At 72.0% G+C, this 21,322-nt stretch carries 20 protein-coding genes; 6 read left to right on the forward strand and 14 right to left on the reverse strand.

The genetic code is table 11. The features are described from left to right. Positions 1–4: 4 nt before the first annotated feature. From cofC to EER34_RS05030, 3 genes are read left to right on the forward strand one after another with little or no spacing between them, the layout of a single operon-like run. Positions 5–667, forward strand: a complete 663-nt coding sequence (gene cofC / locus EER34_RS05020; protein ID WP_127473434.1) for a 2-phospho-L-lactate guanylyltransferase — start codon at positions 5–7, stop codon at positions 665–667. Positions 668–671: 4 nt separating this feature from the next. Continuing rightward, a complete protein-coding gene (locus tag EER34_RS05025; RefSeq protein WP_127473435.1) occupies positions 672–1,106 on the forward strand; it encodes a cupin domain-containing protein in 435 nt (144 codons plus the stop codon). A 29-nt stretch (positions 1,107–1,135) separates the two neighbouring features. Next, entirely contained in the window at positions 1,136–1,753 is a 618-nt protein-coding gene (locus tag EER34_RS05030; protein WP_164743451.1) for a class I SAM-dependent methyltransferase, read from the forward strand. Between the two features lie 76 nt (positions 1,754–1,829). On the opposite strand, the gene EER34_RS05035 is transcribed toward EER34_RS05030, so the two are convergent. The 8 genes from EER34_RS05035 to EER34_RS05070 form a co-directional block, all read right to left on the reverse strand. Then, positions 1,830–3,329 (reverse strand): HNH endonuclease signature motif containing protein, encoded by a 1,500-nt coding sequence (locus tag EER34_RS05035; protein ID WP_127473437.1) that lies wholly within the window; start codon positions 3,327–3,329, stop codon positions 1,830–1,832. 219 nt (positions 3,330–3,548) lie between these two features. After that, positions 3,549–4,292, reverse strand: a complete 744-nt coding sequence (locus EER34_RS05040; RefSeq protein WP_240642127.1) for a sulfite exporter TauE/SafE family protein — start codon at positions 4,290–4,292, stop codon at positions 3,549–3,551. Between the two features lies 1 nt (position 4,293). After that, complete coding sequence (gene cofD / locus EER34_RS05045; RefSeq protein ID WP_127473439.1) at positions 4,294–5,292, reverse strand: 2-phospho-L-lactate transferase; 999 nt, start codon at positions 5,290–5,292, stop codon at positions 4,294–4,296. Positions 5,293–5,298: 6 nt separating this feature from the next. Next, a complete protein-coding gene (locus EER34_RS05050; RefSeq protein ID WP_127473440.1) occupies positions 5,299–6,132 on the reverse strand; it encodes a uroporphyrinogen-III synthase in 834 nt (277 codons plus the stop codon). Between the two features lie 178 nt (positions 6,133–6,310). Continuing rightward, positions 6,311–6,589 carry a hypothetical protein gene (locus EER34_RS05055; RefSeq protein ID WP_127473441.1) on the reverse strand — a complete coding sequence of 93 codons (279 nt, stop codon included), beginning with the start codon at positions 6,587–6,589 and terminating at the stop codon, positions 6,311–6,313. Further along, positions 6,579–6,980 (reverse strand): phage holin family protein, encoded by a 402-nt coding sequence (locus EER34_RS05060; RefSeq protein WP_127473442.1) that lies wholly within the window; start codon positions 6,978–6,980, stop codon positions 6,579–6,581. Before EER34_RS05060 ends, EER34_RS05055 begins: the two co-directional genes overlap by 11 nt. Before the next feature lies 1 nt (position 6,981). Beyond that, positions 6,982–7,380 carry a hypothetical protein gene (locus tag EER34_RS05065; RefSeq protein WP_127473443.1) on the reverse strand — a complete coding sequence of 133 codons (399 nt, stop codon included), beginning with the start codon at positions 7,378–7,380 and terminating at the stop codon, positions 6,982–6,984. Positions 7,381–7,480: 100 nt separating this feature from the next. Then, positions 7,481–8,956 (reverse strand): protoporphyrinogen/coproporphyrinogen oxidase, encoded by a 1,476-nt coding sequence (locus EER34_RS05070; protein WP_240642129.1) that lies wholly within the window; start codon positions 8,954–8,956, stop codon positions 7,481–7,483. A gap of 74 nt (positions 8,957–9,030) precedes the next feature. Here EER34_RS05070 and EER34_RS05075 point away from each other — a divergent pair, with 74 nt between their 5' ends. Then, positions 9,031–9,612: an HhH-GPD-type base excision DNA repair protein gene (locus EER34_RS05075; protein ID WP_127473445.1), complete on the forward strand. Its 582-nt coding sequence runs from the start codon at positions 9,031–9,033 to the stop codon at positions 9,610–9,612. Further along, positions 9,612–10,034, forward strand: coding sequence for a DUF1801 domain-containing protein (locus EER34_RS05080; protein ID WP_127473446.1), 423 nt, complete (start codon positions 9,612–9,614; stop codon positions 10,032–10,034). Before EER34_RS05075 ends, EER34_RS05080 begins: the two co-directional genes overlap by 1 nt. 71 nt (positions 10,035–10,105) lie before the next feature. Here the strand turns inward: EER34_RS05080 and EER34_RS05085 are convergent, their stop codons facing one another. From EER34_RS05085 to EER34_RS05110, 6 genes are all read right to left on the reverse strand, one after another. Further along, positions 10,106–10,891 (reverse strand): SDR family NAD(P)-dependent oxidoreductase, encoded by a 786-nt coding sequence (locus EER34_RS05085; protein ID WP_127473447.1) that lies wholly within the window; start codon positions 10,889–10,891, stop codon positions 10,106–10,108. 111 nt (positions 10,892–11,002) lie between these two features. After that, positions 11,003–12,388, reverse strand: coding sequence for a glycine--tRNA ligase (locus EER34_RS05090; protein ID WP_127473448.1), 1,386 nt, complete (start codon positions 12,386–12,388; stop codon positions 11,003–11,005). A gap of 233 nt (positions 12,389–12,621) precedes the next feature. Then, entirely contained in the window at positions 12,622–13,659 is a 1,038-nt protein-coding gene (locus tag EER34_RS05095) for a hypothetical protein (RefSeq protein WP_127473449.1), read from the reverse strand. Positions 13,660–13,674: 15 nt separating this feature from the next. Continuing rightward, positions 13,675–15,546, reverse strand: a complete 1,872-nt coding sequence (locus tag EER34_RS05100; RefSeq protein WP_240642131.1) for a vWA domain-containing protein — start codon at positions 15,544–15,546, stop codon at positions 13,675–13,677. A gap of 100 nt (positions 15,547–15,646) precedes the next feature. Beyond that, a complete protein-coding gene (locus EER34_RS05105) occupies positions 15,647–15,970 on the reverse strand; it encodes a DUF4870 domain-containing protein (RefSeq protein WP_127474298.1) in 324 nt (107 codons plus the stop codon). A gap of 115 nt (positions 15,971–16,085) precedes the next feature. After that, positions 16,086–17,480 carry an alpha-hydroxy-acid oxidizing protein gene (locus EER34_RS05110; protein ID WP_127473450.1) on the reverse strand — a complete coding sequence of 465 codons (1,395 nt, stop codon included), beginning with the start codon at positions 17,478–17,480 and terminating at the stop codon, positions 16,086–16,088. 177 nt (positions 17,481–17,657) lie between these two features. Here EER34_RS05110 and EER34_RS05115 point away from each other — a divergent pair, with 177 nt between their 5' ends. Further along, positions 17,658–21,293 carry an Ig-like domain-containing protein gene (locus EER34_RS05115; RefSeq protein ID WP_127473451.1) on the forward strand — a complete coding sequence of 1,212 codons (3,636 nt, stop codon included), beginning with the start codon at positions 17,658–17,660 and terminating at the stop codon, positions 21,291–21,293. Positions 21,294–21,322 lie beyond the last annotated feature (29 nt).

Here is a 21,322-nt window from a genome sequence, read left to right on the forward strand (position 1 = left end):
GCCGATGCGGCAGCCCGGCGCGTCGGTCTCCTCGCGCGGGTCCGAGCCGGCGCGGTGGATCGTCGTGGTCCCGGTCAAGCCGTCGGCTCGCGGCAAGTCGCGGCTCGAGGTGCCCGGCGTCGACCGTGCCGCACTGGCGCGGTCCGTCGCTCTCGACACGCTCGCGGCCGCGACCGCCTGCGATCTCGTCCTGCAGGTCGTCGTCGTGACGGACGACCCCGCGCTCGCGCGCGCGGCCGCGACGATCCCGGCGCTGCGGTTCGTCTCGGAGGGCGAGGCGCAGGGACTCGACGCAGCGGTGGCGACCGGAATCTCGGCGGTGGACCCCCTCGGGCGGATGCCTCGCGCCGCGCTGCTCGGAGACCTCCCGGCGCTGCGACCCGACGACCTCGCGACGGCGCTGCGGGCCGCGGCATCCGTCGACCGGGGTGTCGTCGCCGACGCCGAAGGCACGGGTTCGACCCTCGTGACGGCGCGCGCGGGCGCCCCCTGGACGTCGTCGTTCGGCGAGGGCTCCTTCGCCCGGCACACCGCGTCGGGGTGCGTCGCGCTCGAGATCCCGGATGCCTCCTCCCTCCGCCGCGACGTCGACACCGCCGAGCAGCTCGAGGCCGCCGTGCAGCTCGGCGTCGGGACGCGCACGGCCGAGATCCTCGGGCTAGGGTGACGACGTGAGCGACTACGAACTGCTGGAGATGGGCGGACCGGACGAGTGGCGGGAGCACTTCGGTGGGTTCCGCCCCGAGAGCTCGCGAGACGGCAGGCGCGTCGTCGACCACGACATGACGATGCAGTACATCGGCATGACCGCGAACGCTCTCGAGCCCGGCGAGGAGGCCGGATACTGGCACCGGCACGCGCGGGTGGAGGAGCTCTACGTGTTCCTCGGCGGTCGCGGTCAGATGGGGCTCGACGGCGATGTCGTCGAGGTCGGACCGGGCTCGGTCGTGCGCGTCGGCCAGGGCGTGTGGCGCACGTGGCGTGCGAGGCCCGACGCCGGCGACCAGCTGCGATGGCTGTGCATCCGCGCCGGCGGATACGAGCTCCCCCACTTCCCCGACGACGGCGAGCGCGACAACGACCGCCCGTCGCCCTGGGCGGACTGAGCGCCGGGCCGACTGCGGTGGCGACGAACGTGACGGCCGACGACGACCAGTCGCTGACCCTCGCCGCCTACGAACGCGGAGCGGAACGCTACGCCGCGCTGACGCCGATGGGGCGGTCCGCACTCGTCGACGATCTTCTCGGCGCGGTGGCGCCGGGCGCGGAGGTCCTGGAGCTCGGGAGCGGACCGGGGAGGGATGCCGCAGCGCTCGAATCCGGGGGCGTCCGAGTGCATCGCACGGACGGGTCCTCCAGCTTCGTCGCCATGCTCCGCGAGGACGGGCACACCGCGCGACTGCTCGATGTCCGCGCCGACGACTTCGGCGGCCCGTACGACGCGATCTTCGCCAACGCGGTGCTCTTGCACGTGCCGAGGCCGGCTCTGGCGGTGGTGCTCGAGGTCGCGCGGCGGTCCTGCCGCCCGGGTGGGCCTCTCATTGCGAGCTTCAAGAAGGGGCGCGGCGAAGCCTGGTCCGTCGCGAAGCTGGAGGACGCGCGCCACTTCACATACTGGCAAGAAGACGATCTGGCGGCGGTCGCGCATCAGGTGGGATGGACTGCCGTGCGAGCCTTCGAGTCAACCGGCGTGGAGTCAGCGGAGCGATGGATCACGCTGATCGCCCGCAACGGAGGGCCGGCGCCGGGCTGACCCGCCGGATACAACGATGGGGCCACGTCACGCACGCGGCAGATGTCCGACGCCTCGACATCCACCCGACGCGCCGTCACCCGCTCGGGGGATGTTCGACGAACCGCAGGGTGGGAGGCGGACGATCGACATAGGAGCGGCCGAGCGGACTCGTCCACTCGAGGACTCCGCCCGGATGCTGCTCGAGTCGCCAAGCCGTGTGGTGCTTCAGCGTGTGGTGTCTTCGGCACAGGTGCGCGAGGTTGCCGGCTTCGGTCGGGCCGCCGTGCTGATGGTCGATGGTGTGGTCCACGTCGGACCGCCACACCGCCATGCGGCAACCCGGGAATCGGCAGTGCTCGTCGCGCGCGCGCAGGTGCCGCCGCTGCGCCTCGGTCGGGAACCGCCGGTCGACGGCGAGGACGTCGCCGCTCACCGGGTCGGTGAGCACGCGGTCCCACAGCGTCGCGGCGCCGAGCAGTCGCCGTGCGGTGTCAGGGTCGATCGGACCGCGCCCCGCGAGCGACGGCGGCGGGCCGTCGTCACCGAGGAGCGTCTGGAACGGCACCGTGATCTGGACGATCGCCCGCAACGCGTCGAGACCGTCTCCGCCGTCCCGGTCGATCGCTGCGAGGGTCGGATGCCCGGTGAGCAGGAGGTCGCACAGCGCGTCGGCTCGCAACTGATCCATCGTCCGGTCATCGGCGGGAGGGGGTGAAGGCGCGGCGGGCGAAGGGCACCCCCGGGCCGCGTCGGACGCGTCGACGCCCGCGACGCCGGAGACGCCCGAGCCACCGGAGACGCCCGAGCCGTCCACAGCGAGCGCGGGCGTGGCCGCGGCATCCTTCACCCCCCGCGCGATCCGCGTCACCCGGTCGTGGATGCCGTGAGCCAGCGCCGCAGGCAGGAGTGCCCAGAGCTCGGCCATGCCGTCGTCCACGTCGCGCACCGTCATGCGACGATGTGCGCGCGCCTCGAGATGGCGCTCGGCGATCATCGTCGGCAGGAGCTCCTCGGCGATCGAGGCGGCGACGACGCGGAGTCGCCCGGTCGTGAGACCTGCCGCACGGTCGAGCACGAGCTCCTCGTACGCGGCCCGGGCGGAGTCGTCGAGCCGTGTGCCCTCGTCAGCGACCACGGCCACGTGTGCGAGCGACAGCCGCCCCTCTGCGAGCGCGGCCATCGATCGGGGAAACCGGTCGCGGAGCCCCAGCGCGTCGTTCATCCGCTGCTCGATCGTACGGTCGGACACGCCCACCGCGCAGGCGAGCTCTGCCGCGAGACTGCGCACCGACAGCTGCGCATCGGACCGAAGGGTGCCGTCGTCGAGCGCGAGCTGCATCGCCTCCGCAAGAAGCCGAACCTGGACGCCCTGCCACCGCGCGATCTGCACAGCGGTGTTCGACCACTCGTAGAGCAGTTTCCCGCGATCGGAGAGCGCGGTGTCCCAGCGGTGCTCGCGAACGACCTCCGGGCCGTCGGCGATCGTCAGCCGCTCGACGTCGGGCTCCCACCACGAGTCGGCGACACGCTCGCGCTCCCGGCACAGGAACGCCTCGAACTCTTCGTCGAGAACGGGGGCCGCGAGGATCGCCATGTCTCATGGTCGCATTGACCACCGACATTGTTTTCGATTCCACAGCCTTGTCCACAGCTGTGGAATAGAACATCCAACCGCAGAACGGAGGCGCTGCCGGCGTCGCCGCATGAGCTCGCCGAAGCGGTGGCAGTCCTTCGCCGACATCACCCCCATCCTCGGCCCCCTCCTGCTGATCACGGGCCTCGTGCAGCCCCACAGAGCCCAGCCCCGTCCGCCTCACCCCACCAGCAGGTACACAGCTCCCACGATCGTGAAGCCGATCACCAGCCGCTCGAACACCCGCTGCGGCAGACGCCCGGCGATCCACCGACCGAGGAGCGCGCCCGCGATCACCATCGGAAGCAGCACCGCGTCCAGCACGAGACCCGGTCCGGTGATGATCCCGAGCCCGATCGAGAACGGCACCTTGAACACGTTGACGATCGCGAAGAACCACGCCGCCGTGCCGAGGAACTCCTTCACCGGGAACCTGGCCGCGAGGAAGTACATCGACATCACCGGTCCGGCGGCGTTCGCGACCATCGTGGTGAACCCGCCGAGCGTGCCGTAGGTCACCGCGGCGACGCGGTGCGGGCCCGCGTCGGCGACCGGCGCACTGATCCGGCGGCGCACCAGGGTGATCACGATCACCGCGAGGAGGATCACCGCGATCGTCCGCTTCACCCACGCGTCGTCGGCGATCGCCAGGAACCCGACGCCGAGCAGCACGCCGACCACGACCGCGGGAGCGAGCCGCAGGAGGGCGCGCCAGTTCGCCTGCCGCCGGTACATCGTGATGGCGAACAGGTCGGCCACGATGAGCAGGAGCAGCAGGGTCCCCGTCGACTGCTTCGCCGGAAGGACGGCGGCGAAGATCGCCACCGCGACCGTGCCGGCGCCGGGCACCGCGGTCTTCGACAACCCGACGATCAGCGCCGCCAGGCCGAGTAGCGCCCACGCGAGCCACGTCAGGTCGGGCACGTCAGATTCCTGCGACGCCCAACGCCGACTCGGCGAGCGCGGCCGAGCGCGCGGCATCCGTCATCCACAGCGGCGTTACGAGCGAGCGGATGCCGAGCTCCGCCACCTCGTCGGCGACCGCCCCGTCCTCCTCGGCGATCAGCCAGGCGTCGAGCAGGCCGTCGCCGGCCCGCGCTCCATACAGTGAGGCCACCGCGAGCGCGGAGGTGTCGACACCGATCGCCGCGAGGCACACGTCGGCCATACCCCGGACGACGCGTCCGCCGATGATCGGCGAGACCCCCACGACGGGTGCGGGGGCGGCCCGCAGCGCCTCGCGGACCCCGGGCACCGAAAGGATCGGCCCGATCGACACGACCGGGTTCGACGGCGCGAGCAGCACGATGTCGGCCTGCGCGATCGCATCGACGACGCCGGGCGCGGGACGCGCCTCCTCGATGCCGGGGTTGTCGAACCGCACCGGCTCGAGCGTCGCGCGATGCCGGGTCCACCACTCCTGGAAGTGCATCGAGCGGATGCCGTCGCCCTCCCGCACGGTCACGACGGTGTCGACCTCGGCGTCGGTCATCGGCAGCAGGCGCGCTCCGAGGTCCCAGCGGTGCGACATCCGCTCGAGCACCCGCGTCGGGGTCGAGCCGTCACGAAGCCATCCGGTCCGGGCGAGGTGGGTGCCGAGGTCGAGGTCGCCCAGGGTGAACCAGGGCCAGCCCGCTCCCCACTCCTGCAGCTCGCGGTTGACGCGTTCGCTGTCGCCGTTGCGACCCCAGCCCCGCTCTGTGTCGTTGACGCCGGCGAGTGCATAGGTGATCGAGTCGACGTCGGGCTGCAAGCGCACGCCCGAGAGCCAGAGGTCGTCTCCGGTGTTGACGACGACCGTCAGCGCCGCGGCCGTGTCGGTGAGGCCACGATCGCGCAGCGCAGCGCGGACTCCGAGCACGAAGCGAGACCCGCCGACGCCGCCGGCGAGGACGACGACGCGGGGAGCCGAGCTCGGACCCACCTCGGGTCAGTCCTGGCGCGGAAGCGGGAAAGCACCGGTGCGCGGCGCGAACTCGTCCGCTGCGTGAGGGAGAGAGAATCGCGCCACTGCGTCGATCAGCGCGTCGACGGTCTGCGCGTCGGCGACGACGTCGACCGAGAGGCCCGCCCGACGGGCGTCCTTCGCGGTGCGCGGACCGATCGCGGCGATGAGAGTCGTCTCGGGGACGGCGGGGAACTGGAGGTGGACCTGTTCGGCCACCGACCCGCTGGTCACGAGGATCGCGTTGATGCGACCCGAGCGCACGTCCTCGGCGATGCGATCGGTGACAGGCACGCCCACCGTGCGGTACGCCACCACGCTGCGGACGCGGTGACCGGCGTCGGCGAGCATGCGGGTCAGCACGGGCTTGGCGATCTCGCTGCGCAGGGTCAGGATGTCGCGCGGCTCGGGCTCGAGACCGATGAGCTGCTCGGCCATGCCGGCCGCGGAGTTGTCCTCTTCCGGCACGAGGTCGACCCGGTACCCGACCGCGAGGAGCGCCGCCGCGGTCGTCTCTCCGACGGCTGCGATCTTGGTCGTCGGGGGCACGATCGCGCGATACGCGTAGAGCACGTCGACGGTTGTGGCGCTCGTGACCGTGAGCCAGTCGAACGAGCCCGCGGCGAGGTCGGCGAGCGACTGCTCGAGCGTGGCCTGGTCGTTGGTCGGAGCGAAGTTGATGAGCGGCGCGATCACGGGGGTGGCGCCCTGACGACGCAGCGTCGCCGCGACACCATCACCCCAGGGACCGCCGCGGGGCACGAGGACGCGCCATCCCGCGAGGGGCTTGGCGGGTACGTGCTGTGAGGCTGTGTTCATGGGGGGTCGACTCTCGTGGTGCTCGGTCGGCCGCCCCAAACGTTCGAGCGGCCGATGCGCGATGCGAATCGGGCTCGCGCGCTCGGCAGCATCGCACCATTGCACTGCCTCTCCCCGAGCATACCCCCACGCTCAGGGCGTGTGTCCGGTCGGTTTCCGGACGCTGTGGACGGCGGCGTCAGCGCGTGTAGGCGCGGACGAGTCCCCACACGACGGCGCCGACGACGGCGGCACCGGCGACGACAGCCGCCGCGGCCAGCGCCGGGCTGCGCCGCTGGAAGGCACGGGCCTTCTCGACCGAGTCGTCGATCTTCACGGACAGCCGACGCGGAACGTTCGCCTTGACCTCGATCGCGGCGAGCGTCGCCTTCAGCTCGGCGCGCGCCTTCTCGACGGGGTCGGCGATCCCGAGCGGCACAGCGGTGCGGGGCATCGGCACGGGCGCGTCAGAGCTCATCGCGCACCTCCTTCACGTCCTGGGCGATGGATTGGACCGGGTTCTGACTCTTGCCGATCTTGCGGAACCGCAGGATGCCGAGCAGCGCCAGGATCGCGGTGACGATGAGCATCGCGAAGAAGACGACCAGGGCGGACAGCCACACCGGCCACCACGACGAGAGGCCGGCGATCACGAACGTGCCGAGCACGGGGACCGACCAGAAGAGCACGAAGAGCGCGGCGAACATCCACAGCGCGCCCCATCCGCCGTCCTTGGCGGTGCGCGCCGCCCACTTCTTCGCCGACTCGATCTCGGCGATGACGAGGTTGCGGATCAGCTCCGGAACCTCGCCGAGGAGCGTCAGCAGGCTCTCATCGGCGCGGTCGCGGAATCCGCGCGGCGACGTCACGTCACGCTCCGCCGCGCCCGGCGGACGAGGAATCGGTGGCGTCGTCGATGAGGTCGTCCACGGCGTCCTTCGCGGCCTTCGCGGTGGTCTTCGCCGCCCGGCCGACGTCATCGGCCTGGTCCTTGGTCACGTCGATGGCCGCGTCGAGCTTCTGCCCAGGCGTGCCCTTCGACGACGCCGCCTTGGTCACCTTGACGGCCGAGTCCCAGAGGGTGGTCGGCAGCGCCATGGCGGCGGACGTGGCGAAATCCTTCACCTTTCCGACCTGCTGCTGGACGGGGTCGAGATTCCAGACCTTGAGCCACTGGGTCTTGATCTGCTCGTAGCGCTCACGGCCCGCCCGGGTGCCGAGCACGTACCCGATGGCGAGTCCGACGACGAGTCCTGCTTTGCCCCTCATGGGGTCTCCTCACGCTCGGTGGTGCGGTGGATGACCCTCCCAGGGTAGCCCTGTATTCCGATTCCGGCATCCACCCTTGACAAGAGCGGTCATGCGGCCCTCACGACGCGTCGGACGCCCCCCACAGGACTCCCCGGCGCACCCGTTCGGCCTCGTCCTGAGCATCCGGGACGAGCCGGGCGAGCCCGCTTCCCGACAGCCAGGCCCCGACCGCCGCGAGGCCGCGCTCGGCCGCGACGGCGGCGCGTGCGGCGGCCGTGGCCTCGGCGTGACCCCACGCCGAGGGGGGTCGCGCGAGGGTGAAGACCGACCGGTGGACCCCGCGCACCGCGTCTGCCGGGATCTCGACGCCGAGGAGCGCGGATGCCTCCGCCCGCGCCATCGCGGCGATCTCGGCGTCGCCGAGGCCCGTGGTCGGCAACGCGCCGTCGGCGCCGTCGAACGCGACGCTGAGCACGTGCCGGCCGGGGCCGGCAGCGCGGGCGAGCCATTCCCATCGCGCGGTCTGATGGACGAGGCCGGACGCCCGGAGCGCACCGGGGACGGCGTAGACCTCCGCGCCGCGTGGGGCGACGTCGAGGGCCGGGGCGTCGACGACCAGCGTGACGACCTCGCGGGTGGGCGCGGCATCCGTCGCCTCGGCCACGGCATCGGCGACGAGCGGCGACAGGAGCGTCCGTGCGGCGGCCTGGTCCGTCGCGACGAAGACCACGTCGGCCGGGAGGACCTCCCGCGAAGCGCCGTCGCCGGTCGGATCGAGCGTGACGGCCCACCGATCGCCGTCGCGTTCGAGCGCCGACGCGCGGGCGTCGGTGACGAGGTCGGCGCCGAGTTCGCCGAGCCGCTGCACGAGAGCGTCGACGAGGCGCGGCATCCCGCCCTCGAGACTCTCGACCGCAGCGCCCGTCGGGCGGTCGACGAGCAGGTCGGCGACGGCGCCGCCCAGCGAACCGGTGCGGGTGAGCGCCGAGCCAAGGCCCGGCGCGGCGACGCTGACGTCGACGTGACCCGGGCCGATTCCGAAGCGGCCGAAGGCGAGGGGCGCGACGATGCGGTCGAGCACGGCGTCGCCCATGCGGGTGCGCACGAGCCTGCCGAGATTGCGCTCCTTGCCGATCGTGAGCGGCGGACGCAGCCGGTCGAGGTACGCGCGCCACGCGCCGCCGAGTCCGATGAACGGGCGGACATCCTCGGCCCACGGATTCGCCGGGATGCCGAGAACGGATTCGCCCGGGAGCGGGGCGGCCGCGCCGCGGTCGAGTCCGGCGATCCAGGTGCGATCGTCGCGCGGCGCGACGACGAGGTCGCTCAGACCGAGCTCGTCCACGAGCGTGCGCACGGCGCCGCCCGCGGTGGACCAGCACGTCGCCCCGGTGCCGACACGGAGCCCGTCCACCTCGGCTTCGGCGACCGTGCCGCCGAACGATCCCGTCGCCTCCAGCACCGTGACGGGCATCCCGACCTTCGCGCACTCGAGAGCGGCGACCAGACCCGCGACGCCGCCGCCGATGACGACGACCTTCGTCTCGTGCGCGTGGGTGACGAGTTCGTCGAACGGTTCGGGCGTCTCGGGCATGGGCTCCATCCTCCCATCCGCCGCGATCACCGCCGGGGTCGCGCCGCGAAACGGGCGGGTGCGAGACTGGCCACATGAGCCTCCACATCACGGGCGACGACACCGCCGACCGCCTGCTCACCGACGACCCCCTCGCGCTCCTCATCGGCATGCTGCTCGACCAGCAGGTGGCGATGGAGACGGCGTTCGCCGGTCCGCTCAAGATCTCGGAGCGCGCCGGCACCCTCGACGCCGCCGCGCTCGCGACCTTCGATCCCGAGGCGTTCGCCGAGCTCTTCAAGGCGACACCCGCCGTGCATCGGTTCCCCGGATCGATGGCGGGTCGCGTGCAGTCGCTGTGCGCCGGCATCGCGCAGGACTGGCACGGCGACGCCTCGGCGATCTGGACGGACGGCGACCCCGACGGCCCGACGGTCCTCGCCCGGCTCAAGGCGCTGCCGGGCTTCGGCGAGCAGAAGGCGAAGATCTTCCTCGCGCTCCTCGGCAAGCAGTACGGGTACGACGGCGCGGGGTGGCGCGAGGCATCCGCTCCCTATGGCGAAGAAGGATCGCACCGCAGCGTCGCCGACATCGTCTCGCCGGAGTCGCTCACGCTGGTGCGCGAGCACAAGCGGGCCATGAAGGCCGCGGCGAAGTCCGGGGGCGGAGGCGTCTGATGCAGAAGACCGGCGGCAGCGTGGCCGCGTTCATCGCAGGGGTCACGCCGGCGAAGCGGCAGCGGGATGCCTCGACCATGGTCGCTCTCATGCGGGAGATCACCGGCCGCGAGCCGGAGCTGTGGGGCACGATCATCGGCTTCGGCTCGTGCCATTACCGCTACCCGACCGGAACCGAGGGCGACGTGCCCATCGCCGCGTTCGCCCCTCGCCGCCAGGCGACCACGGTCTACCTGCTCGACACCGGCGCGCACGCGGACGAGCTCGCCCGGCTCGGACCGCACGACACCGGCGCCGGATGCCTGTACCTCAAGGATCTCGAGGCGGTCGACGCCGACGTGCTCCGTGGAATGATCGCCGAGGACTACCGGCGCGTGCTCGACGGCGACACCGGCACCGCGACATACACCGTCACCGACTGAGCGTCGGGCGAGCGTGCACGAATCACCGCGCCGCCGGCGCGGAACTCGCCGTTCGCGACCTCTCGCCAGGGCTATTGCAGGACGCGTCCGCTCGCCGCGAGCGTCAGCCGGCGGGGCATCAGCCGGGCGAGCGTCGACGCCACCGCGTTGAGCCGGCCCGAGACGAAGCTCGCCCGCCCGTTCGGCCGATCGAGTTCGCGCAGCGCCCTGGTCACGACCTGCTCGGACGTCTCGAATCGGCCGACCGAGGCATCCCACGTGCCGACCACCTCGAAGAACTCGGTGCGCGTCGCCCCCGGGCTCACAGCAAGCACGCGCAGCCCCGACCCGCGTGTCTCGTACGCGATCGCCTCGGTGAGGCTCAGCACGAACGCCTTCGTCGCTCCGTAGACGGCCATGTTCGGGCACGGCTGATATGCGGCCGTGCTCGCGACGCCCACGAGCGCGCCGGTGCCGGCGGCGACGAGGTCGGGCAGGAACTCGCGCGTGAGCGCCGTCAGCGTCGCGACGTTGACCTGCACCATCTCGGCCGTGCGCGCGGCATCCGCGTCGACGAGCGCACCACGCATGCCGAAGCCCGCGTTGTTGACCAGCGTCTGGATCCGGATGCCCCGTCCCTCGAGCTCCTCGCGCAGCCGCGTCGCCGCGTCCGGCGTCGCCAGGTCGAGCGGGATCGGCGTCGCGGTGACGCTGTGCTCGCGGGCGAGGCGCCCGGCGAGGTCACGGAGCCGGTCCTCGCGGCGCGCGACGAGCACGACGTCGGCCCCCCGCGCGGCGAACTGCGACGCGAACTCGACGCCGAGCCCGGCGCTCGCACCGGTGATGAGCGCGGTCGTGCCGCGATAGTTCATGGCCATCCAGCCAGGCTAGGCCCGCCCGGCCGCGCACCGACCGCCGAGGGTGCACGAATCACGACAAGCGCCCGGGCGATCGGTCGTTCGTGGACGCTCGGCGGGATCCGCGGGGGGCTAGGCGCCCTGGAGACGCTCCCCCAGATACGCGTGCAGGCCGTCGAGCGGCACGCGCTCCTGGCCCATCGTGTCGCGGTCGCGCACGGTGACGGCGCGGTCGTCGAGCGAGTCGAAGTCGACCGTGACGCAGAACGGCGTGCCGATCTCGTCCTGGCGACGGTAACGGCGGCCGATGGCGCCGGCGTCGTCGAAGTCGATGTTCCACTCGCCACGCAGGTCTTCGGCCACCTCGCGGGCGATCGGCGACAGCTGCTCGTTGCGCGACAGCGGGAGGATCGCCGCCTTGACCGGCGCCAGACGCGGGTCGAGCTTGAGGACCGTGCGGGTGTCGGTGCCGCCCTTCGCGTTCGGCGCCTCCTCCTCGTGGTACGCGTCGACGAGGAACGCCATCATGGCGCGCGTGAGACCGAAAGACGGCTCGATGACGTACGGGGTGTACTTCTCGCCCGACGCCTGGTCGAAGTAGGTGAGGCTCTGGCCAGACGCCCCGGTGTGACTGGAGAGGTCGTAGTCGGTGCGGTTGGCGACGCCCATGAGCTCGCCCCACTCCTTGCCCGGGAAGCCGAAGCGGTACTCGACGTCGATCGTGCCGGCCGAGTAGTGCGCGCGGTCGTCTTCGGGCACGTCGTAGCGCCGCATGTTGCCGGGGTCGATGCCGAGGTCGGTGAACCAGTTCCAGCAGTCCTCGACCCACGCCTTGAACCACTCGTCGGCGTCGGCCGGAGGGGTGAAGAACTCGATCTCCATCTGCTCGAACTCGCGCGTGCGGAAGATGAAGTTGCCGGGCGTGATCTCGTTGCGGAACGCCTTGCCGACCTGGCCGATGCCGAACGGCGGCTTCTTGCGCGACGCGGTGAGGACGTTCGAGAAGTTCACGAAGATGCCCTGGGCGGTCTCGGGGCGCAGGTAGTGCAGGCCCGACTCGTCGTCGACGACGCCGAGATACGTCTTCACCAGGCCGGAGAACGCCTTCGGCTCGGTGTACTGGCCCTTGTTGCCGCAGTTGGGACAGGGAACGTCGGCGAGACCGTTCTCGGCCGGGCGGCCCTTGCGCGCCTCGAAGTCCTCGATCAGGTTGTCGGCGCGGAAGCGCTTGTGACAGTGGAGGCACTCGACCAGCGGGTCGGTGAAGGTCGCGACGTGTCCGGATGCCTCCCACACGCGCTTGGGCAGGATGATCGACGAGTCGAGGCCGACCATGTCGCCGCGGCCGCGGACGAACGTCTGCCACCACTGGCGGCGGATGTTCTCCTTGAGCTCGGTTCCGAGGGGACCGTAGTCCCACGCCGAACGGGATCCGCCGTAGATCTCGCCCGCCTGGAAGACGAACCCGCGGTGGCGGGCGAGGGCGATGACTTTGTCGAGGCGGGACTGCTCGGCCACGGTGGCTCCAATGGTCGGGAGGGAGAAGTGCGGAATCGCGGGGCCGCGGAACGCGGCATCCGTCAAGTTTAGCCAGCCGGGGGCGGTCGAACCGCCGCTCCTCTGTGAGGCGCTTCTGTGCCGCGGCGACCGCCGCGCCGATGGTCTTCAGCCCGTGGTCGGCGCTGCAGATCGACGAGCTGCGCCGCTCGGGGGTCATCGGGCGCTGACGTCGCCCGGCCTCGTCCGCGCGATCAGTCGCGCGGCGCGGAGGTGGGTGTAGGACCGGTGTCGTCCGACGCCTGGTCGAACTCGCGGTCCCACTCCCGCAGCTCCTTGCGCCGGCCGATGAGTCCGTCGAGGGAGACCTGGAAGTGCAGCCCCCGGCGGGCGTTGACCTGCTTGATGTTCTCGACCAGCTCGACGGAGAACGCCGACACGGCGGTGCGCACCTCGTCGACGCGCTCGGCGGGGTCGTCCCACAGGTCGGGATGGGTGAGGATGTCGAGCAGGTAGTCCCGGTCGAGCGCGCCCGTCAGCTTGCGCAGCGTCTCGCCGTACTCGACGGCGGCGGTCGCGCGCTGGCCCTCCTCCCCCTTGCGGTCGAGGCGGGCGAACAGCTCGGTGGTGTTGCTCGCGATCGTCTGGACGTGCCGGGCGAACTCGCTCGCACCGGCGATCCCCCCGGCACCCGCGCGGTCGTACTCGGGCACCAGCGCCTGCAGCGTGTTGACATGGGTGCGCACGAGGTCGGGGAGCTGATGACGGCCCACGACGGGACGCGAGCGCCGGCGCGACCGCACGACCCCGAAGACCACGGCCCCGGCCGCGGCGAGCACGGCGACGCCGAGCGCGATGCCGATGAACGGACCCGCATCACCCGAGCTGGGTGCGGGCGCCTCGGGCGTGACGGCGATCACGCCTTGGATCGTCTCGGTGAGCGCGGCGTCGACGTCGGCGGCCGACGCCTCCGCCTCGTTCGCGATCCGCAGCGCCTCGCCCCGCTCGAGCACGTTCGATCCGGCCGAGAGGTCGTCGCCCACCGCGATGACGATCGTGTCGTACTCCGGGTGCGCGCCGGCGAGCTCGGAGAGGATCTCGGATCCGGATGCCTCGAGCCCGGCGTTGTCGGAGAACACCGCCACGCCGATCGAGGCGTCGCCGATCTCGGCGGCGAGCTGGTCGTGGAGCGCCGCGGCGCCGGGCACCTCGGACGACACGTACACGCCGTCCGTGCCGAGCGCCTCGACGGCGTCGTCGACGTAGCTCTGTCCGTCCATCGCGGTGCGCATCCGTCGTTCCGTGGCCTAGAAGTTGTTGATGACCGACGCGAAGACGAGGTCGATCTTCGCGGGATCCGACGCGTCGAACCACTGGCCGCCGGTGGCCTCGGCGATGCGCTGCAGCGCGCCGGTGTCGGCGCCCTCGCCGTACGCGATCGGGAAGATCCGCACGGGAGCGTCGTCGCCGCCCTCGCGGGATGCCTTGCCGATCTTGGCGACGAGGGAGTCGAGGGAGATGCTCGAGTCGGTGTCCTGCCCGTCCGAGAGCACGACGATCGCGTTGATCCGACCGGGCTCGGCGCGCGCCGTCATCTCGTCGTACGCGACCGCGATCGCGTCGTACAGGGGCGTGCCTTCACGGGTCGCGAAGCGCAGATCGTCGAGCGAGGACTCCACGGACTCGCGGTCGGACGCCAGCGGGGTGACGTCGCGCAGCACGACGAGGTTCTCGCCCGCCTCGGACTCGACGCCGGTCGTGAAAGCCCACACCCCGACCTCGTCGGTCGAGCGGAAGTGGCCGAGCGTCGCCTGGGCGCCTTCGATCGCTCCGTCGAGCTTCGACCGGCCGTCGCCGATCGGCTCGTCCATCGAGCCCGAGATGTCGATGACCTCGAGCACCGACGAGGGCTTGCGGATCTGCGTCCACTGGTCGATCGCGGCCGACACCACATCGACCTCGGGGCGGGGCAGCGTCACCGCGGGCCCGGCGGGGTCGACGCCGTACTCGGCCGTGAACAGGTCGCCCAGCGGGACGGACTCGTCGAGCGGCCGGAAGCCGTACTCGGGGAGGATCTCCTGAGCCGCGGCCGTCTGCACGAAAGCCGCGAACGCGGCGCCCGCCTCGGCCTGCACGTCGGTGACCCAGTCGGCGCCGAGGACGGTGATGGGGTTGTCGGACCACATCGAGCCGCCCGCCGGATACACCGCGACGAGCTTCTCCTTCGGGGGCGTCAGCGTCTCGCCGGGCTGCACCGTGTGCGAGTCGGGGTTGCCCTGGTTGTAGTTGAGGAGCGAGGTCTCCTCGAGAGCGACCGCCGAGACGTATCCCGACCCGCCCGCACCGTTCTGCGTCTCGTCGTAGAGAGTGGTCAGCACCTTGCCCGTGGTGTCGCCGTAGTGGATGACGCACTCCTCGAACACACGCGAGAAGTCCGCGGCCGCGGCGACGTCGGCGGCGGTGAGGCCCTCTGTCTTGCCTGCCGCCTCGTACGACTGCATCAGGATCGCCGAGAGTCCGGTGGTCGACGTGTTGGGGTTCGTCTTCGAGATCTTGAACGATCCCCAGAGGTCCTTGCCCACGCTGCCCCAGCCCTCGGGATCCTGGCACAGACGCTCGAAGTCGGTGATGCCGATCTCGCTGCCCGGGTACCCCAGCGCTTTGGCCATCGTCTCAGGCACGCCGAACACGACGGGCGTGTGGGTGAACGACTCGGGCTCGCCGACGAGGGCGGGGAATGCCGCGGCCGCCACCCGCTCGGTCCACACCGTCGAAGCCGGGGACCACATGGTCGGCCAGCGGCGCGTGTCGTCGTCGGGCCAGTCCTGCCCGGAGGTGAGGAACCGCGTCGCATCGCCCGACGAGACGTTGATCGGGCGCACCGTGGCGCACTCGTCGAGCGCGTCGTGCTCGGGCGACTCCTTGAACGCGTCCGCCAGCGCGTCGAGCATGTTGACCTTCTCGGAGGATGTCGCGACGACGACGCTGGTGCAGCCGTCGTCGGCGAAGTCGCCGTCACCGAAGTCGCCCCCCTCGGTGCCGTCGCCCGTGCACGCGCTCAGCACGATGGCGACGGCGAGGACGCCCGCACCGAAGACGGCGCGCCGGGCACGCGCCCGTGAGCGCACGGGGAGGAAGGGCGAGGAGTCGGCGGGCACCCGCCGAGGTCGGGCTGGCATGGGGCCAGCCTAAGGCTCGCCGCCGCAACATCGCAGTGCGGCGGAGCGACTTTGTGGACGAGTCCCCGGGCGGCCCGCCGGTGCGCTCACGGCGATTCCGTCAGGAGACGAACCTGATCGCCATCGGGTACTGGTACCACTCGCCGCGGTTCGACTTCACGGCCGCGACGATGCACAGCACGATGTTGAGGATGTACGCGGCGAAGATGATGAAGAACCCGATGAACACGATGCTGAGGACGCCGCCCACCAGGTAGGCGATCAGCAGCGTGAGCTGGAAGTTCAGCGCCGTCGCCGTGTGCGCCCGCACGAACGGTCCGCGATCCTTCAGAACGATGTAGCCGATCAGGGCGGGGAGGAAGTTGAAGAACAGTCCGCCGACGTTGACGAGCGTCGCCCACATCTTCTCGTCGGACGGGTTCATCGGCTGCGCGGCGGCGTACGGGGAGGCCGGCGGGTACGGCGGAGGCGTGGTCACCGCATCAGCCTAGGGCGAGGCATCCGCTCGGCGCACGGGGGCTGTCCCCCGAACGGCGGTCTCAGGCGCCTCGCAGCGCGTCTCGCCCGACCTCGGCGAACGAGGTGTGGCCGGACAGCCCGAGAGTGATGTCGAGCTCGGCCAGGACGTTGCGCACGACCTCGCGCACACCCGCCTCCCCGGCGATGCCGAGCCCGTACGCGTAGGGCCGGCCGAGGGCGACGGCCGTCGCACCGAGGGCGAGGGCGATGAAGGCATCCGAACCCTGTCGCACGCCCGAGTCGAAGACCACCGGCACCCGCCCGTCCACGCGATCGACGACCGCGGGCAGCGCGTCGAGCGTCGGAACGGACTGGTCGATCTGGCGCCCGCCGTGGTTGGAGATCCACACGCCGTCGGCACCCGCGTCGAGCGCGCGCGAGGCATCCTCCGGGTGCACGATGCCCTTCAGCAGGAGGGGAAGGCTCGTCCACTGCCTCGCCTTCGCGAGATCGCCCCACGTGAGGGCCGGCGTCGAGAAGACGTCGAGGAATGTCTCGACCGCGGCTCGGGGCAGCGGCGAGCGCAGGTTCTCGCGCAGACCCGCGCCCGTGAGGGGCGCCCCCTTGCGGGCGATCCTCACGCCTGCGGCGACGGTCTTCGGCGTGAGCCTGACGGGCGCGGCCGGCGGGGCCGTGGCATCCGGTCCTCTGCGCACGCGGTCGCGGACGAGCTGCTGGAAGACGGGATCGGATGTGTACTGGGCGATCCCCATGCCGCGCGTGAAGGGGAGGTACGCCAGGTCGAGATCGCGCGTCCGCCAGCCGAGCAGGTGTGTGTCCAGCGTCACGACGACGGCTTCGCACCCTGATGCCTCGGCCCGCCGCAGCAGCGACGCGTTGAGCTCGTCGTCGGCCGACCAGTACAGCTGGAAGAGCCGCGCGCCGTCGGGTGCGGCATCCCGCACCTCCTCCATGGCGAACGAGGCCTGATTGCTGAGCGTGTAGGGGACGCCGAGGGATGCCGCGGCCCGCGCGACGGCGAGGTCGGCCTCGTCGTGAGCCATCTCCATCACCCCGAGCGGTGCGAGCAGGAGCGGGGTCGGGCGGCGCCGGCCGAGGAAGTCGATCGAGAGGTCGCGCGTCGAGACGTCGCGCAGGGGACGCGGCCAGATCTGATGGCGGGCGAAGGCCTCCGTGTTCGCGCGCATCGTGCGCTCCGCGCCCGCGCCACCCGCGATGTAGGCGAAGGCCTCGGCGCTGAGCGCCCTGCGGGCGGCGTTCTCGAGGCGATCGGGATCGACCGGGACTCGCGGCTTGGCACCGCTGATCCCGGCGCGGTAGATGTCGGACTGCGTGCGCCGCGAGATGCCGCGAGAGGCGGCCGGATCCTGCGGAGCGGCCGGCGCCCCACGCCCTGAGGCCCGGGGCGACGCGCCGGCGCCGGCCGGAGGGGGCGTCGGGATGCTCTCAGTCATGCGGCCAGCCTACGGCGGGAGCACCGGGATCCGAGTGTCCCCCGAACGGTGGACACGGGGGCGTCGACGGGGCTGAATCTCAGTCCCCGCCGTCCCCCGAAGAGCCTATGGAGCGCTCTCCTGAACGGGTATACCGTTCCCCCGGGGGTGGCATGTGCCATGGCCGAGGGGGAGTCAATGAAGCGTCCATTCGTTGTCGCGACGACAGCAGCACTCATCATCGCGATCGGAGCCGTGGGGGCCTCCCCGGCGGCGGCCGCGCCGCCGACCGACCCGTGGGACGGGTCCGCAGGAGGCGAGGTCGTCTCGCTCACGACCGACGCCGTCGGTCTCCAGCTCGCCGGTCTGGGCGTCGCGGTCAGCGACGCCTCCGCAGGGTCGGCTCAGACGCCCCGGGCCAACTCGGTGTCGAGCAACATCTCGGCCGATGTCGCCGGCCTCGGTCTGACGGTCGCGAGCAACGACCAGACCGCGCCGCCGGACGCCGGCGGGCCCGAGACCGGCTCACTCGCCGCGCTCAGCGCTCCCGGTCTCCTCGACATCGGAGCGCTGACCACGACCAATGAAGCGCACTGGGACGTCGACACCGCCTGCGTCACCGACGGCGCGCTGTCGCTCGCCTCGACCCAGACGGCCGGGCTGTCGCTGCTGCCCCTGCTCGGCGGGGGCGTGCTGGACCTCGGTGTCTCCGAGTCGCAGGGTGAGACGAGCCTCGTGCAGAACGTCGGGCTGAACCACGGTGTGCAGTCCGTCGCGACTGGCACCATCGAGAGCCTGAGCCTCCTCGGCGGCGCCATCACCGTCGATGTGGACGGTGAGACCACCCTCACGGCGACCGCGACGGGGACGTCCGCCGGCACCGTCGACTACGCGCCGTCGGCGGTGACGGTGAACACCCCGGGCGGGCCGGTGATCCTCGACCCGGGAAACCCCACCGCCGTGGTCAGCATCCCGCTCGTCGCGGATGTCACGATCACCCTCAACGACCCCACCGTCTCGACGACCGCGACGTCGGCGGCGGCGACCTCGTCGCTGCTCACGATCGACGTGTCGGTGCTCGGCGTCTTCCCGCTGCCTCCCGTCGCCGAGGTGTCGGTCGACGTCCTGCCGCTGAGCGCCTCGGCGACCGCCCCGACCGGCGGCATCGACTGCCCGCCGGCGCCGCCCGTCATCCTTGTCCCGGCCGAGGGCGCCACGACGGACTCCACGCCGGTCATCTCCGGCACGTCCGACCCGAACGCGTTCGTCACCGTGCTGGTCGACGGCGCCTCGGTCGGCGGCGTGGCAGCGGACGGCACCGGCAACTGGAACCTCACGTCGGTCCCCCTCGCGGAGGGTCCTCACGTCGCGACAGCGATCCAGACGGTGGCAGGCACGCCGTCCGCGCCGTCCGTCCCCGTCAACTTCGTCGTCGACGCGACCGCGCCCCCGGCTCCGGTGATCACCGCGCCCGCCGACGGATCGACGACGAACGACACCACACCCGACATCGTCGGCACGGCCGAGGCGGACTCGACGGTCGAGGTGTTCATCGACGGCGCGTCGGTCGGCACGACGACGGCCGACGGCACCGGGGCCTGGACCTTCACACCCACCACCCCGCTCGGCGACGGTGAGCACACCGCCGTCGCGACCGCGACCGACGCCGCGGGCAACACGAGCGGGAACTCCAACACGGTGGCCTTCACCGTCGACACCGGGGCGCCGGCGGCCCCGATCATCACGGCGCCGGCGGATGGCTCGACGGTCGACGACGCGACGCCTGACATCGTCGGCAGCTCCGAGGCGAACGCCACGGTCGAGGTCTTCATCGACGGCGCCTCGGTCGGCACGACGGCAGCCGACGGCGCGGGAGCGTGGACGCTCCCGCTCACGACGCCTCTCGCCGAAGGACCGCACACCGCGCTGGCGACCGCGACGGACGAGACCGGCAACACCAGCCTCGACTCGACCCCCGTGACGTTCACGGTCGACACGGCAACCCCGGCCCCGCCGGTCATCACGAGCCCCGTCCAGGACGAGGTGACCAGCGACCCGACCCCGCCCATCGTCGGCATCGCCGAAGCGAACACGGAGGTCACCGTCTACATCGACGGTGCCCTGGTCGGCACGGTGCCGGTCGACGGCGCCGGCGCGTGGAGCATCACCCCGTCGACCCCGCTCGACGACGGCGCCCACACCGTCACCGCGACGGCCGAGGACGCCGCGGGCAACGTCAGCGACGGCGCCGTCCCCGTCACCTTCACGGTCGACACGGCCGCTCCGCTCGCGCCGGTCATCACGGCGCCCGCCGACGGATCGCGGACGAACGACACCACGCCCGACATCGTCGGCACCGCGGAAGCGAACGCCACCGTCAACGTCAGCATCGACGGCGCCCCGGTCGGCACGACGACGGCGAGCGGCACGGGCTCGTGGACGCTCACGCCGACGGCCCCGCTCGCGGAGGGCGCCCACACGGCATCCGCCACCGCGACAGACGCGGCCGGCAGCACCGGCCCGGAGTCCAACACCGTGACCTTCACGATCGATCTCACCGCGCCCGCGGCCCCGGTGATCACCGCTCCCGCCGACGGCTCGACCACGAACGACTCCACGCCGCCGATCGTCGGCACCGCCGAAGCGAACGCCACCGTCAACGTGAGCATCGACGGCGCTCCTGTCGGCACGGCCGATGCCGACGGCTCGGGCGACTGGACGTTCACGCCGCCGACACCGCTCGCGCAGGGTCCGCACACGGCGTCCGCCACCGCGACCGACGGCGCCGGCAACACCGGTCCGGTCTCGAACATCGTCGCGTTCACGGTCGACTCGATCGCGCCGGCCGCGCCGGTCATCACGAGTCCGGCGGACGGCTCGAGCACGGCCGACACCACTCCGCCGATCGTCGGCACCGCCGAGCCCGGCTCGACCGTGACCGTCTCGATCGACGGTGCCGTGGTGGGCACGACGCCCGCCGACGGCACAGGCAGCTGGACGCTCACGCCCCCGACTCCGCTCGCCGAGGGGGAGCACACCGTCACGGCGACCGCCACCGACGCGCTCGGCAACGTGGGCCCCGCGTCCGAGGAGGTCGTCTTCACGATCGACACCACGGCGCCCACCCCGCCCGTGATCACCAGCCCGCCCGACGGATCGGTGACGAGCGACACGACCCCGCCGATCGTCGGCACCGCCGAGGCCGGCGCGACCGTGACGGTCATGGTCGACGGGGTCGTCATCGGCACGACGATCGCGGGTCCGGCGGTGGCGTCGATGATCGCAGACGGACCGACGACCTTCGCTGCGGCCATCGGCTCGTGGACGCTGGTTCCGACGACTCCGCTCTCCGAGGGCCTGCACCGGGCGACTGCGACGGCGACGGATGCCGCGTCCAACGTCAGTCTGGAGTCCAACACGGTCGCGTTCACGATCGACGCGGTGGCCCCGCAGCCGCCCGTGATCACGAGCCCCGGGGACGGGACGACCGTCACCGATCCGGCTCCGCCGATCACGGGAACGGCGGAGCCGGGATCAGAGGTGGAGGTGAGCGTGGACGGGCGGCCCATCGGCACGACGACCACCGACGCGGACGGCAACTGGACGCTGACCCCGACGACCCCGCTGCCCGACGGCGAGCACGAGATCACCGCGACGGCGACCGATCCCGCAGGCAACGTGAGCGTCCCGTCCGACCCGGTGGTGATCACCGTCGACACGGGGACGGGGCTGCCGCCGACCGGCGGCACGGCCCCGCTCCTGCCGACGCTTCTCGGAACGCTGCTGATCGCCGCAGGCGCGGCGCTCTTCGCGGTGCGTCGCCGACGGGCCTGATCGACAGGTCTCGATCGCCGATCGGGCCG

It is taken from the genome of Microbacterium sulfonylureivorans (assembly GCF_003999995.1).
Lineage (GTDB): Bacteria > Actinomycetota > Actinomycetes > Actinomycetales > Microbacteriaceae > Microbacterium > Microbacterium sulfonylureivorans.